At 68.5% G+C, this 13,143-nt stretch carries 12 protein-coding genes; 10 read left to right on the top strand and 2 right to left on the bottom strand.

Features of this window, described 5'->3' with window-relative positions:
* The first annotated feature begins 111 nt into the window (after window positions 1-111).
* The 9 genes from Amac_RS46915 (at window position 112) to Amac_RS46880 (ending at window position 9,937) form a co-directional block, all read left to right on the top strand.
* A complete protein-coding gene (locus Amac_RS46915) occupies window positions 112-1,647 on the top strand; it encodes a CocE/NonD family hydrolase (RefSeq protein ID WP_155360960.1) in 1,536 nt (511 codons plus the stop codon).
* A 120-nt stretch (window positions 1,648-1,767) separates the two neighbouring features.
* Window positions 1,768-1,965 carry a DUF3311 domain-containing protein gene (locus Amac_RS46910; protein WP_155360931.1) on the top strand — a complete coding sequence of 66 codons (198 nt, stop codon included), beginning with the start codon at window positions 1,768-1,770 and terminating at the stop codon, window positions 1,963-1,965.
* Window positions 1,962-3,557, top strand: a complete 1,596-nt coding sequence (gene mctP, locus Amac_RS46905) for a monocarboxylate uptake permease MctP (RefSeq protein WP_155360930.1) — start codon at window positions 1,962-1,964, stop codon at window positions 3,555-3,557. Before Amac_RS46910 ends, mctP begins: the two co-directional genes overlap by 4 nt.
* A 285-nt stretch (window positions 3,558-3,842) precedes the next feature.
* The gene (locus Amac_RS46900) at window positions 3,843-4,985 is read left to right on the top strand and encodes an AI-2E family transporter (RefSeq protein WP_155360929.1); all 1,143 of its coding nucleotides are present in this window, start codon (window positions 3,843-3,845) and stop codon (window positions 4,983-4,985) included.
* Window positions 4,986-5,419: 434 nt separating this feature from the next.
* Complete coding sequence (locus tag Amac_RS46895; RefSeq protein WP_155360928.1) at window positions 5,420-6,058, top strand: tetratricopeptide repeat protein; 639 nt, start codon at window positions 5,420-5,422, stop codon at window positions 6,056-6,058.
* 256 nt (window positions 6,059-6,314) lie between these two features.
* Window positions 6,315-7,049 carry an ABC transporter ATP-binding protein gene (locus tag Amac_RS46890; RefSeq protein ID WP_218041704.1) on the top strand — a complete coding sequence of 245 codons (735 nt, stop codon included), beginning with the start codon at window positions 6,315-6,317 and terminating at the stop codon, window positions 7,047-7,049.
* Between the two features lie 14 nt (window positions 7,050-7,063).
* Complete coding sequence (locus Amac_RS46885) at window positions 7,064-7,900, top strand: ABC transporter permease (RefSeq protein WP_170323010.1); 837 nt, start codon at window positions 7,064-7,066, stop codon at window positions 7,898-7,900.
* Window positions 7,901-7,966: 66 nt separating this feature from the next.
* Window positions 7,967-8,092, top strand: coding sequence for a hypothetical protein (locus Amac_RS57590; RefSeq protein WP_281356412.1), 126 nt, complete (start codon window positions 7,967-7,969; stop codon window positions 8,090-8,092).
* Window positions 8,093-8,140: 48 nt separating this feature from the next.
* Window positions 8,141-9,937 (top strand): serine/threonine-protein kinase, encoded by a 1,797-nt coding sequence (locus tag Amac_RS46880; protein WP_155360925.1) that lies wholly within the window; start codon window positions 8,141-8,143, stop codon window positions 9,935-9,937.
* A 219-nt stretch (window positions 9,938-10,156) separates the two neighbouring features.
* Here the strand turns inward: Amac_RS46880 and Amac_RS46875 are convergent, their stop codons facing one another.
* A complete protein-coding gene (locus tag Amac_RS46875; protein WP_155360924.1) occupies window positions 10,157-11,602 on the bottom strand; it encodes a WS/DGAT/MGAT family O-acyltransferase in 1,446 nt (481 codons plus the stop codon).
* Between the two features lie 10 nt (window positions 11,603-11,612).
* On the bottom strand, window positions 11,613-12,659 hold the full coding sequence (locus tag Amac_RS55660; RefSeq protein WP_218041703.1) for a peptidylprolyl isomerase: 1,047 nt from the start codon (window positions 12,657-12,659) through the stop codon (window positions 11,613-11,615).
* 236 nt (window positions 12,660-12,895) lie between these two features.
* Here Amac_RS55660 and Amac_RS54175 point away from each other — a divergent pair.
* A partial coding sequence (locus Amac_RS54175; RefSeq protein ID WP_170323009.1) for an IS110 family transposase occupies window positions 12,896-13,143 on the top strand: 248 nt, incomplete at its 3' end.

Here is a 13,143-nt window from a genome sequence, read left to right as displayed (position 1 = left end):
AGCCGGGCCGCCGACGATCGGCAATTCAGCAGGTGACATCCGGATGTCCGATATGTTACCAATTGGTACGTGATGTCACGCATTACTGTTCGGCGGGACTTGCGCGTGCCGATGCACGACGGTGTCACCCTCCTCGCCGACCTCTACTCCCCCGTCGGCGTCTCCCGCCCGCCGACCATCCTGATCCGCTCGCCATACGGCCGGGGCGGCATGATCGGCTGGATGTACGGCAAGGGCTTCGCCCGCCAGGGTTTCCAGGTCGTGGTGCAGAGTTGCCGGGGCGGCTTCGGCTCCGGCGGGCTGCTCGACCCGCTCGGCGACGAGCACGAGGACGGCCTGGCCACGGTCGCCTGGATGCGCGCCCAGCCCTGGTATGGCGGGAGCTTCGCCATGCACGGCCCCTCCTACCTGGGCTTCACCCAGTGGGCGATCGCGGCGGAAACGCCCGATCTGCGCGCGATGGCGACCCAGGTGACCGCGTCCTCCTTCCGGGAGGCGGCGTACGTGGGCGGGGCGTTCGCGCTGGAGTCGTCCCTGATCTGGACCACGCTGACGGCCGGGATGGAGAGCCGGATCGGCGGCGCGTCGGCGCTGCTGGCGCCCCGGCGGACCCGGCGCGCGGTGCTGTCCGGACGGCCGCTGGGCGAGCTGGACCGGCTGTCGGCCGGGCGGCCGCTGCCGTTCTTCCAGGATCTGCTGGCCCATCACGGGGAGGTGTCGTCGCCGTACTGGCGGAAGCGGGATTTCTCGGCCTCCGTCGAGCGGGTGGCGGCCGAGGTGACGATGACCGGCGGCTGGTATGACGTGTTCCTGCCGTGGCAGCTCAAGGATTACGCGGCGATGCGGGCCGCGGGGCGGCAGCCGTACCTGACGATCGGGCCGTGGTATCACGCCGACGTGCGGCACGGGCGCACGGCCAACGCGGACGCGCTGGCCTGGTTCCGGGCGCATCTGCTCGGGGATCCGTCGGGGTTGCGGGCCGAGCCGGTACGGATCTTCGTGACCGGCGCGAACGAGTGGCGCGACTATCCGGACTGGCCGGTGCCGGGAACGCGGACGCGGCGGTGGCACCTGCAGCCGGGCTTCAACCTGGGGCCGGAGAGCCCGGGAACATCCTCCCCGGACAGGTACCGATATGACCCGAAATATCCGACACCGGTGCTGGGCGGGCCTGTGCTGATCGGGAACTCCGAGCCGCGTGACAACCGGCGACTGGAGGCGCGGCGGGACGTGCTCGTCTACACCTCGCCGGTGCTGACCGCCGACACCGACGTGATCGGGCCGGTGTCGGCCGAGCTGTTCGTGCGGACCAGCCGCGAGCACACCGACCTGGTGGTCCGGGTGTGCGACGTGCGTCCGGACGGGGTTTCGCGGAACGTGTGCGAGGGCGTACGCCGGCTGACCCCGGCCGATGTCGCGGACGCGGACGGGGTGCGGCGGGTGCTGGTCGAGCTGTGGCCGATCGGGCACCGGTTCCGGCGCGGGCACCAGATCCGGGTGCAGGTGGCCAGCGGGGCGTATCCCCGTATTCCCCGCAATCCCGGCACCGGCGAGCCGCTGGGCTCCGGCGGGCCGATGGTGGCCAGTGACCAGGAGGTCTTCCACGATCCGGCGCGCCCGTCGGCGGTGCTGCTGCCGCACCAGTGACCCCTTCTGACCGTTCGCCGCGCTAACGGCACCGCTCGCCGATCGGTGAGGCCATCTGTGACGCGGGTCACTTTACGCTGCGATTCGACAACTTGTCCGGCCTCCCGGAAGGAAGACGCGATGGACGCTCCCCGCTCCGATCGCAACCCCTGGTACTGGTTGCTGGTCGTCCCCGTCGTGGTGCCGCTGATCCCCGCGCTGTTCAACTCGATCGAGCCGCGCCTGTTCGGGATCCCGCTGTTCTACTGGCTGCAGCTGCTGTTCATCCTGCTCAGCGTGTCCATCACGATCCTGGTGTATCGGCGGACCCGGGCATGAGCGGGCACATCACCGAGATCATCATCTTCACCACGCTGTTCGTGCTGGTGAGCGGCATGGGGTTCGTCGCGTCGCGGTGGCGGCGGGCGGAGAACCTGGCCAGCCTGCACGAGTGGGGGCTCGGCGGGCGGAACTTCGGGTCGTGGATCACCTGGTTCCTGGTGGGGGGTGATCTGTACACCGCGTATACGTTCGTGGCGGTTCCGGCGCTGCTCTTCGGGGCGGGGGCGATGGGGTTCTTCGCGGTGCCGTACACGGTGATCGTGTATCCGCTGGTGCTGCTGATCCTTATCCGGCTGTGGTCGGTGTCGCACGTGCACGGGTTCGTCACGCCGGCCGACTTCGTCCGGGCGCGGTTCGGGTCGCCGTCGCTGGCGCTGCTGGTGGCGATCACGGGGATCGTGGCGACGATGCCGTACATCGCGTTGCAGCTGGTCGGGATCGAGGCCGTGCTGAAGACGATGGGGGTGTCCGGGGATCTGCCGCTGATCATCGCGTTCGCGATCCTGGCGGCCTACACCTACCAGTCGGGGCTGCGGGCGCCCGCGCTGATCGCGTTCGTGAAGGACATCCTCATCTACGTGGTGATCCTGGTGGCGATCATCTACATCCCGGCCCAGCTGGGCGGATGGGGGTCGATCTTCGACGCGGCGCAGGCCAAGTTCGACGCGACGCCCGCGCCCGGCGACGGCATCCTGCTCAACGCCAACAACCAGCTGCAGTACGTGACGCTGGCGCTGGGTTCGGCGCTGGCGCTGTTCCTGTATCCGCACAGCGTGACCGGGGTGCTGGCGTCCAGGAACCGGGACGTGATCAAGCGGAACATGGCGGCGCTGCCCGCCTACAGCCTGCTGCTGGGGTTGATCGCGCTGCTCGGGTACATGGCCATCGCGGCCGGGGTCACCCCGATCGGGCGGGATGTCAACACGGTCGTGCCGCAGCTGTTCGACCGGATGTTCCCCGACTGGTTCGCGGGTGTGGCGTACGCGGCGGTGGGGATCGGGGCGCTGGTGCCGGCGGCGATCATGTCGATCGCGGCGGCCAACCTGTTCACCCGCAACATCTACCGGGAGTATCTCCGCCCGGACGCCACCGACGCCCAGGAGGCCTCGGTCAGCAAGGTCACCTCCCTGGTGGTGAAGATCGGCGCGGTCCTGTTCATCCTGCTCATCGACCCGCAGTTCTCCATCGACCTGCAGCTCATCGGCGGGGTGATCATCCTGCAGACGCTTCCGTCGATCACGCTCGGGCTGTTCAGCCGGTGGTTCCACCGGGTGGGCCTGATCGCCGGGTGGGTCGCGGGCATGTCGGCCGGCATGCTGCTGCTCTACAACATCGCCAACCCCGCCATCGACCACGCCCACTTCGGCGGCTCGGCGTTCCCGCTGGAGAAGCTCGGCCTCGACACCAAGATGACGATCTACGCGGGCTTCCTGGCGCTGATCGTGAACCTGGTCGTCGCCGTCCTCGGCACCTGGATCGCCCGCGCCGCGAAGGTCGCCGACGGCCCCGACGCGACCAGCCCGGACGACTACTACGCCGACGCGAACGACCCCCGAGTCCGGGACCTGGAAATCACCGGCTCCACCTGACATCCCAGGGCCCGGCGAAACCGCTCGGCCCGCAAACGGCTCCACGCGACACCCCTGGGCCCAGCGAAACCGCTCGGGCCGCATAGAGGCCGGAGGGCTTCCGCCAGAGCCCTCCTCCCGGCAAGCCCGGCGGTTTCCCCCCACCGCCGGGCTTGCCCCGCTTAGATACCGCCGGGCGTGCCTAGCGCGAATACCACCGGGCGCGCCTCGCGTAGATCCCCATCGCGCCGACCTGCGATCATCTGCGATCATCTGCGGGCAGATCCTGAGACGAGTGAGGGAGCGATGATGAAACCGGCGAACGCCGAGAACGGAGGAGGCGCCCTTTACCGGGCAAGCCTCACCGCCAAACACATCCTCATCCTGATCGCCCTGGTGGCGGTCGTGCTCTGGGTGCTCTACCAGGTCAGAACCGTGGCCATCACGGTGGTCTTCGCCATCTTCCTCACCGCCCTGATGTATCCCCCGGCCCGCTGGCTCCGCTCCCGCGGCCTCAACCGCACCCTCTCCACCGTGCTCGTCATCGTCGGCGGCATGGCACTGTTCGCCGGATTCATCGCCATCCTGGTCCCCCCGACCATCAGCGGCTTCGGCCAGCTCGGCGCGAGCGTCGACACGGCGGTCGCCGACCTGCAGACCTTCGCCGCCTCCCTCGGCCTCGACCAGGCCCGTCTGGACGAGCTGATCGCCCAGGCCCGCACCTTCATCGAGGAACGCGGCCAGGTGATCGCCACCGGCGCCCTCACCGGCGTGACGATCGCGGGCGAGATCGTGATCGGCGCCGTCCTCGCCGTCATCCTGGCCATCTACCTCGTGCACAGCGGCGACGTACTGCTGCGCTGGGTGGCCGACCTCGCCCCCCGCCCCAGCCGCCCGCACATCGTCAACACCAGCCGCGTCGTCTTCGACGTGGTCGGCCGCTACATCCGCGGCGTGGCCGCGGTCGGCTTCGTCGACGGCTTCTTCATCGGCCTGGCCCTCTGGATCCTCGGCGTCCCCATCGCCCTCCCCCTCGCCGTACTCACCTTCCTCGGCGCCTTCCTCCCGGTCGTCGGCGCCTTCCTGGCCGGCCTGCTCGCCGCCGTCGTCGCCTTCGTCGCCCAGGGCTGGCTGGTCGCCCTAATCGTCATCGCCGTCGTGATCCTCATCCAGCAACTAGAAGGCCACGTCCTAGCCCCCATGATCTACGGCAAGGCCCTGGACCTCCCCGGCGCCATCATCCTGGTCGCCCTAGCCATCGGCAGCGTCATAGCCGGCATCGTCGGCGCCTTCCTGGCCGCCCCCGTAACCTCCGTAATCGTCGCCCTAATCCGCAACGCCCAGGGCCGCTCCCCCGACTCCGGCCCCCCAGTAACCCCACCGCCGGACGACCAGAAACCGGCCGCGCCCGCGCCACCTCCAAAACCGGCCCCCGAACCCGCCACCTAACCACACCAGCAAGAACCACCCCCCACAATTCCCTTTGACCATTTATCGAAAGTTACGAATAGCCCAATAAGAAACGGCTATATGACTGAATCTCCAGCCCAAGAACGCTTTCGCAAGGACAGCTTTAATCTAGCAGAGATAGGACGCCACCTCCGAGAACAGCTTAGCCCCGTAGAAGTTCGCCTTCCCGTGACCTTGATAGAGACGGCCAGAGCCGCCTGGGCACGAGAGGAGTTGGATCCACATTCCGCTGAGACCTTTGAACAAACCCTCATGCGGTCCCTCGCTGGACAGCTCGCACTAATTGGGCTCGTTGCCAGCCAAGACCTGGATCGCGACGGAGACGAATACTTGATTCGACTTAAGTGGGGACAAATTGCCTCGGCATTGTTCGCTGCCGATCTTTGGGATGATCACGAACCTGGAAATCGATAATGCCGGAGGACCCGCTGGAAGGCGAGCGCGTATACAGTCTCATCGACGCGGCCGAAGACGCGTGGAACACGCCGGAATCGGTTCAGGCGTGGCAAGCCGCTCTCGCTGAATGCACCTTGGTCACAAGCCGCTTCAACCGATCGGCGGAGGCACACTACCTGCGTGGCCTTTGTCTTTACCAGCTCTCCACCGAGGAATTCACGCTCCAGGCGGAGGCGCTCAGCGAACTCACCACCTCGCTGGAGTTGGATCCGAGCCACCAGTTCGCGCTTTTCCACGCCATCGCGATCAGGTATGCCAGGGGCGAGCATGCCCAAGTCCTCGACCTGTCCACGCGCATCAGCCGCGACTACTTCGTCGAGCGAGACATCTACTGGCGCCACCTGGTGGTCAGCGAATACTCCACCTGCAGCCTGTTCCATTTAGATCGCCTGGACGAGTTCCGCGCGAGGCTCCCCGAACTGATCGATGGTTTCGTGCGATTCGAAGACAGCCTCGACGAAATACTGGAACGCCCGCATCGTCTTATCAAGATCTACCACGAGCTTCGCACGAGCGGTGATCCGCTTTCCGATTATCTGGAGGGACAACTGGCTCGCCTGATACCGGGCGGCTGGCTATCCCGGGATGAACTCTGAGCCTCACCGAAGTCGCCCGCGTTGACCGCATATTCCTGGGTGAGCGTCCGGTAGATCCTGCCCCAGCTCGTCCACGAAGCTGATCCGAGCACCGCGCTCGGTGGCCTCACCTTCTATCTGGGGGCCGGTCTCCTTCACCCAGATGGTGTTCGCACGCTCGACCGCCCGGCGCATCGGGATCTGCGGGCTTCAGCCGAGTCGCCGGCCGCCTGGAAAACGCGTTGCGAGTGGCAGGGCGAGCGCTCACGCTGGGTGGGTGCTGATTCTTGAGGCGGAAGATCTCGCCAAACGGTTCGGGAACGTTCAGGCCGTCGACGGGATCAGCCTCAGGGTTGGGCAGGGGGAGATCGCGGGGCTGCTTGGGCCCAACGGGGCGGGGAAGTCGACGACCCTGCATATGTTGCTTGGGCTGATCACCCCGGATTCGGGGACGGTTCGTATGTTCGGGCTCGATCTGGCCCGGCATCGGACCGAGGTGCTTAGCCAGGTCAATTTCTCGGCGAGCTATCTGGGCTTGCCTGGCGTGCTGCATGTGCGGGAGGTGTTGGACGCTTTCGCCCGTCTGTACGGCCTGCGCCGCCCCCGAGAACGCGTCGGCGAGATCATCGACCTGCTGGAGATCGGGCCGCTGGCCAGACGCAAGGTGATCGAGCTCTCCTCCGGGCAGCACACCCGCGTGCAACTGGCCAAAGCCCTCATCAACGAACCCCGGCTGCTGATCCTGGACGAGCCCACGGCGGCGCTCGACCCGGACGCGGGCGACCGGATCAGGGGCCTGCTGGTGCGGGTCGCCCGGGAGACCGGAACCGCGTTGCTGATCACCTCGCACAACATGCGCGAGGTAGAGCGCATGTGCGACCGGATCCATTTCGTGTCCGCCGGGCGGATCATCGCCCAAGGCACCGCAACGGAACTGGCGGACGATTTCGGGGTGGACGACCTGGAAGAGGTATTCCTCAAGGTCGCCAGGGAAGGCGCGGTCCCCGCATGACCATAAGTCGCGATATGTCCGTGGATGGTGCGGCGAGTCTCGCGTACCCGCCGTTGAGCATGGCCGCGCGGCGGAGGCGGGTCGGCGGGGTCGTGGTGCGGGACCTGGCGGCGCTGCGGCGCAGCCCGATCCGGGTGTTCGAGATCGTCTTCTGGCCGGTGATCGAGCTGGTCGTGTGGGGTTACCTGACGCTCTTCCTGCAGGCCCAGAAGGTGCCGTTCGTCGTCTCCATGCTGCTGGGCGCGATCCTGCTCTGGCAGGTGCTGCACCGGGCCGCCAACGAGGTCGCGATCGGCTTCCTGGAGGAGATCTGGAGCAGGAACCTGCTGAACGTGCACGTCACCCCGGTCACCCCGGCCGAGTACATGACCGGCCTGGTGCTCTTCTCGCTCACCAAGATCGCGGCCGGGATCACCTTCATGGCGCTCCTCGCCTACGCGCTGTACGGGTTCGGCCTGTTCACCATCGGCATCGGCCTGGTGCCGTTCATGGCCGTCCTGATGGTGATGGGCTGGTCGCTGGCCTTCGTGGCGATCTCCTGCGTGCTCCGCTTCGGCGAGGGCGCCCAGGTCATCGCCTGGAGCCTGGTCTTCGTCTTCCAGCCGCTGGCGGGCGTCTTCTACCCGGTGTCGGTCCTGCCCGAGGTCCTCCAGGCGATCGCCGCGGTCATCCCGGCCACCTACGTCTTCGAGGGCATGCGCACGGTCCTCGACGGCGGCGCCATCCCCTGGGGCTCGCTCGCCGCCGCCGGGCTCCTCGACGTGGCATACGTGGCGCTCGCCCTCTGGCTGTACGGCCTGACCCTCCGCCACGCCCGCACCAAGGGCCGGTTGTCCCGCTTCGGTGAGTAGCCACTCGTATACACAACCGTTATACCGCGCAAACCACGTGGCCCGACGGGGCGTCCACATTCCGGAATGGACGATCCCATCACGACCGAGGACCCGGGCGACGCGGAGCTGCGCGTGCGCCTGGTTCTCATCCACGCCCTGCACACGGAGGCCGAGAAACTTCTGGGCGTGAAAGCCGAGCAAAGTGAATAAACGGGTCTCCTTCGGGTGCGGTAAGGTGCCGCTGGCAAGGAGGAGGCCATGAGTGAGGCGGGCGCCCCGCTGGTGCAGGGCTACGAGGTGCTCGACATCCTCGGGCAGGGCGGGTTCGGCATCGTCTACCGGGCCAGGCAGCTGGCGGTCGGGCGCGAGGTGGCGCTGAAGATCGACAACCGGGTCCTGGTGTCGGATCGGGACCGGCGGCGGTTCATGCGCGAGGTCACCTCGGCGGGCGCGCTGTCCGGGCATCCTCATGTGGCCGATGTGTACGACGCGGGCGTGCTGCCGGACGGGCGTCCGTACATGGTGCTGGAGCTGTGTCCCGGCGGGTCGCTGGCCGACCGGCTGCGGAAGCACGGGCCGCTCAGCGTGCGCGAGGTGCGTGACATCGGCATCAAGATCGCGGACGCGCTGGCCGCCGCGCACGCCACCGGGGTGCTGCACCGGGACGTGAAACCGGCCAACATCCTGCTCAATTCGTACGGGCTGGTGGCGTTGTCGGACTTCGGGCTGGCCACGATGCCGTCGGCGGGTGAGGGCGCCGAGATGTCGGTGACCCGGGAGTCGCTGACGCCCGCGTACGCGCCGCCGGAGGCGTTCGATCTGAGCGAGCCGACCGCGACCGGTGATGTGTACGCGCTGGCCGCCACCCTCTACGCGCTGCTGAGCGGGCGGCCGCCCAGGTTCCCGCAGAGCGGCGTGGTCAACATCGCCGTGATCATGGCGTTGCACCGGCAGCCGATTCCGGACATCGCGGGCGTTCCGGTGGCGCTGGTGGACGTGCTGCGCGAGGCCATGGCCAGCGATCCGGCCCGCCGGACTCCGACGGCGGCGCGTTTCCGCGACGCTCTCACCCTGCTGACCGTGGACGGCACCAGCGCGGGCCCGGCCCCGGCGGCTCTGGCGAATCCCGCGGAACGGCAGCGCGAGTACGCCGCGCAGCCACCTGGGCCTGAGTTCCCGCAAGGGTCGCGCGAGTTCCCGCCGCCCTCGCCAGGATCGCGGGCGTTTCCGCCGCCCGGGCCGGGCAATCAGGCGGGACGTCCCGGCGGCTTCGCGGGACCGCCTCCCGGTCCTCCCGTTTACGCTTCGCCGTCTGGCCCGCCCGCTTACGCTCCGCCTCCCGGGCAAGCCGGATATGTCGCCCATCCTTATGCGATGACATCGCCCGGCGGAAAACATCCCGTAGCGGATGTGCATCGCTCCCCGACCACACCGAAGGTCGTGCCTCCGGCGACGCCGCCTGCCCGGAACTCCTCGATCGTGTTCGCGGTGGTCGCGACGATCTTCGCGCTCGCGCTGGCGGGCGGTATCGCGTACATGGTGCTGGACAAGGAACCGCCCGCGAGCAGTGAGATCCGGTCCACCGGCGATAACCCCGGCATCGGCCAGTCCATCGGCACAGGCCAGGACAAACCGACCATCGAGGTGGCAACCTACACCGAGGGCTGCGCGGCCACGGTCGTCGAGGGCGGGGCCTGCGTCAAGGAAGCCGAATGCTGGAGCGGCATCGTCTCCATCGCGGGCGCGGTAACCGCGCCCCGGGTGGGCTGCGAGGCCCGACACGCCTGGGAGACCTTCGCCGTCTCACCCTTACCTCTGGACGCCCTGACCAGCAACCTCAACGAGCTCGAAGACCACCCCAAGGTCGCCAAGCTGTGCTCGATGAGCGTGCTGATGGCCTCCAGGTCGCCGGCGGCCGCGCGCTACACGGCCGACAGATGGCAGCTGTCGGTGCTACCGCCGTCGACCGAGGAGTTCGCCCGCGGCGTGCGCAGCTACCGCTGTGTCGGCGGGGTCCTCGGCAGAGACGCGCCGGGCACATACTTCGCCAAGTAGACACGCCCCAAGAGTCGACCGAAGCGTTCGCCCGGGCTGTGCGCAGCTACTGCTGTGTCGGCGGGGTCCTCGGCAGAGCCGTGCCAGGCACATGCTTCATCAAGTAGCGCCCAGCCGTTGTTGGCGCGAATGCCCAAGGTCGTCCGCCCCCGGGGCTGGCGAAGCGGTGAAACACCTCGATCGCGCCAACGCACGACGTGCCGGATATTTCTCGATAAGTCAGGGCATCAGCTCGGTCAGGGCGTCCTGCAGGTAGTCGATGAAGTCCCAGATGTCGGGCACCATCTCCCGGTCGGCAACGATTCCGACGTCCAGGAAGCCGTCGTAGGAGAACACGGTGATGTTGATGCCGCCGCTGACGTCGGTGATCACCGAGACGGGGAACTGGGCGAGCACGCGTGCGCCGCAGATGTAGAGCGGCAGCTGCGGTCCCGGCACGTTGGAGATCATCAGGTTCATCACCGGGACGGTCCTGGCGGCCAGGCGGAACGCGGCCCGGTCGGCGAGGCCGCTGAGCGCGGCGGGCATGGCCTGGCTGAACTCCAGCAGCCAGGTCGCCGGGGCGACCGAGAACCGCTCCTTCACGGCGGCCATCGCGGTGCTGACGATCGACAGCCGGGCCACCGGATCGGCCACGTCCGTCGGGATGGTCGTGGTCGCCAGCAGCACCTGGTTGGCGATCGAGTCGTCGTCGGCCTCGCCCCGGGTGGAGAACGGGATGCCCACCACCAGCGGTTCCGCGGGCAGCTCGTCGCGCTGGACCAGCCAGCGGCGGACCGCGGTCGCGCACAGCGCCATCACCACGTCGTTGACGGTGACCCCGTGCGCGTTCTTGACCTTCTTCACGTCGGCCAGCGGCAGCCGACCGAACGCGAACCGCCGGTGCGGGGTGATCGGCCCGGAGAACGGCGTGCGCGGCACGGTCAGCCGGGGCAGGTCGGGCAGTTCCGGTCCGGGTGTGTCGCCGGTCCAGCCGAGCCCGCGGATGAGCCGCGCCACCAGGCCCGCGCCGGGGATCTGCGCGACGACCGGCAGCTCGTCGAGCCGGGGCACCGCGTTGCTCACGAACCGCAGCACGGCGGACGGGTTGTCGAGCAGCCGGGAGAACCCCCGGGTGACCATCTCCGGCAGGTCCGGCGCGGTCTCCAGCGGCTCGTCGTCGGGCTCGACCTCGCGGGGTTCCGGCGTCAGGTCCATCAGCGCGGCGAGCACCTCGGCGCCCTCGATGCCGTCGATGGCGGCGTGGTGGACCTTGGTGTAGATGGCGACCCGCCCGCCCGCGAGGCCGTGGATCAGGTACAGCTCCCAGAGCGGCTTGCGCCGGTCGAGCCGCCGCCCGTGCAGCCGGGCGACCTGCTCGCCGAGCTGGTGGTCGTTGCCGGGCGGGGGCAGCGCGAGCTCCCGCACGTGGTAGTCGAAGTCGACCTCGCGGTCCTCCGCCCAGTACGGATGATCCAGCCCGAACGGCACCTCCACCAGCCTGCGCCGCAACGGCGGCGCGAGATGCGCCCGCTTCCGGAGCAGATCGATGATCCCGGCTTTGGTGACCACCCCGCCGGGGGCGGATGTGGGGTCGAGCACGGTCAGCCCGGCGATGTGCGCCAGATTGGCGGCCGTCTCGAAGTTGAGGAACTGCGCGTCCAGCGCGCTCAATTGCCGTCCCATGAGGCTCACCCTAGTGCCGGTGGACGGCGTCGGGCTGCCGAGGATCGCCGGGATGCTCGAACCCCGGCGACAGCCGCACCCACGCGGCCATCCTGCCCTCCAACCACCGCCCGAACACCTGCTCCCGCCGCGCCAGCGCAAGCTCCCGCCCAATCCCTTCCCGCACCATCTGGTACGGCTTGCGCCCTCCCCCATCAATCCGCTCAACCGTGAGCGTCCACGGCCCCCCAGGCCCGTCGACCGGGCCAACGACCTCTCCTTCGGCCGCCCCAAAGACGGCATCCTCGATCGCCCCGGCAAGCTCACCCCGCCGGATCGGACCGAGCTCCCGCGTCCACCGCGTCTCCGGCACAGCAAACTCATCCGGATTCCGCACGTAATAGCCGGATATTTCGGTTTCGTCCACGTGCACCCCAGCGGTCACCCGCTCAAAGAGCGCACGACCCGCAACGGTCGCGAGCACAGCCGCGGCCACTCCCCCGGTCCGCATCGCGAGGTCCAGGCCGATCACCTCGTCTCGACGGGCGGCTCGCCCCAGATCGCAGGCACTGGCCGCTACTTCTTGCCCGCCCACACCGGCAAGCGCCTCCGCAGCTCGACCGGCGGCTCGCCCCGGTCTACCGACAACGGCCCCACCCGCACCGGCGGGCTCCTCCACGGCTCGATCTACGGCTTGACCGGCGGCTCGCCCTGGTCCGCTGGCAACAGCCGCTACTTCTTGCCCGCCCGCACCGGCAAGTGCCTCCGCGGCTTGACCGTCGGCCTGCTCGACTGGTGCTGTCGCGTTCTGGGCGGGGTCGATCAGCAGCGGGGAATCATGGGCAAAAGCGTTCGTCTCCTGGTGGACGATGAGTTCGGCTGCCATCAGTTGGACCAGCCATCTGCGGAGGTTGCGGCCTTCGGGGCTGTCGGGATGGGGCAGGCGGTCGGCCAGGGGGCCGGTGCGGAGGTGGGTCAGGCGGGTGTTCACCTCGTGGATGGTGATCCTTTGGTGGCGGACGAGGGCGGCGGTGCCGGTCGCCTGGGCGGTGTCCCTTTCGTGGGTGTTCGCGGTCACTAGGGCACCATCCTTCTCACAGGCACCCGTATGGTGCTTGTTGTTGGAACCCGGCGGGAGCCGGGGTGACGGCCTTGTGCGGTCGCTCTTCGAGGGCCTCCATGACACCGCCGCCCCCGGTTCTCGCGGGGCTTGGGACCGGCAACAGGGAGATGCGCCGTAGAGCGCCGGTTAGTGACCACCCGGGAGCAGGCCCCGTCGCCGCCGGATCGTCGCTGCCACCGTCTGGAGTCGCTTTGCCCGTTTCGCTGCCCCCCGCGCAGTTCTTCGCCGGACTGAACTGGGCCACCGAGGTCCACGCCGTCTGCGTGATGGACACCACCGGGACGATCGCCGACCGGTTCACCATCGCCCACACCGCGGACGGGATCGCGATGCTGATCCACCGCCTGGCCAAACTCGCCGACGCCGCCGACGTGCAGATCGCGATCGAACGACCGAACGGCCGTCTGGTCGATCTGCTGCTGGAGGCAGGGCACCCGGT

This window comes from Acrocarpospora macrocephala (assembly GCF_009687865.1).
GTDB lineage: Bacteria > Actinomycetota > Actinomycetes > Streptosporangiales > Streptosporangiaceae > Acrocarpospora > Acrocarpospora macrocephala.
The sequence above is the reverse complement of the archived record's forward strand: the minus strand, read 5'-3'. Positions and strand labels throughout refer to the sequence as shown.

What these genes read in the sequence shown, in the direction of transcription:
- Amac_RS46875 (WP_155360924.1), bottom strand. Translation starts at nt 11,602, where the DNA reads ATGGGACGGCAATTGAGCGCGCTGGACGCGCAGTTCCTCAACTTCGAG.
- mctP (WP_155360930.1), top strand. Translation starts at nt 1,962, where the DNA reads ATGAGCGGGCACATCACCGAGATCATCATCTTCACCACGCTGTTCGTG.
- Amac_RS46885 (WP_170323010.1), top strand. Translation starts at nt 7,064, where the DNA reads ATGTCCGTGGATGGTGCGGCGAGTCTCGCGTACCCGCCGTTGAGCATG.
- Amac_RS57590 (WP_281356412.1), top strand. Translation starts at nt 7,967, where the DNA reads ATGGACGATCCCATCACGACCGAGGACCCGGGCGACGCGGAGCTGCGC.
- Amac_RS46880 (WP_155360925.1), top strand. Translation starts at nt 8,141, where the DNA reads ATGAGTGAGGCGGGCGCCCCGCTGGTGCAGGGCTACGAGGTGCTCGAC.
- Amac_RS46915 (WP_155360960.1), top strand. Translation starts at nt 112, where the DNA reads ATGCACGACGGTGTCACCCTCCTCGCCGACCTCTACTCCCCCGTCGGC.
- Amac_RS46900 (WP_155360929.1), top strand. Translation starts at nt 3,843, where the DNA reads ATGATGAAACCGGCGAACGCCGAGAACGGAGGAGGCGCCCTTTACCGG.
- Amac_RS46910 (WP_155360931.1), top strand. Translation starts at nt 1,768, where the DNA reads ATGGACGCTCCCCGCTCCGATCGCAACCCCTGGTACTGGTTGCTGGTC.
- Amac_RS46895 (WP_155360928.1), top strand. Translation starts at nt 5,420, where the DNA reads ATGCCGGAGGACCCGCTGGAAGGCGAGCGCGTATACAGTCTCATCGAC.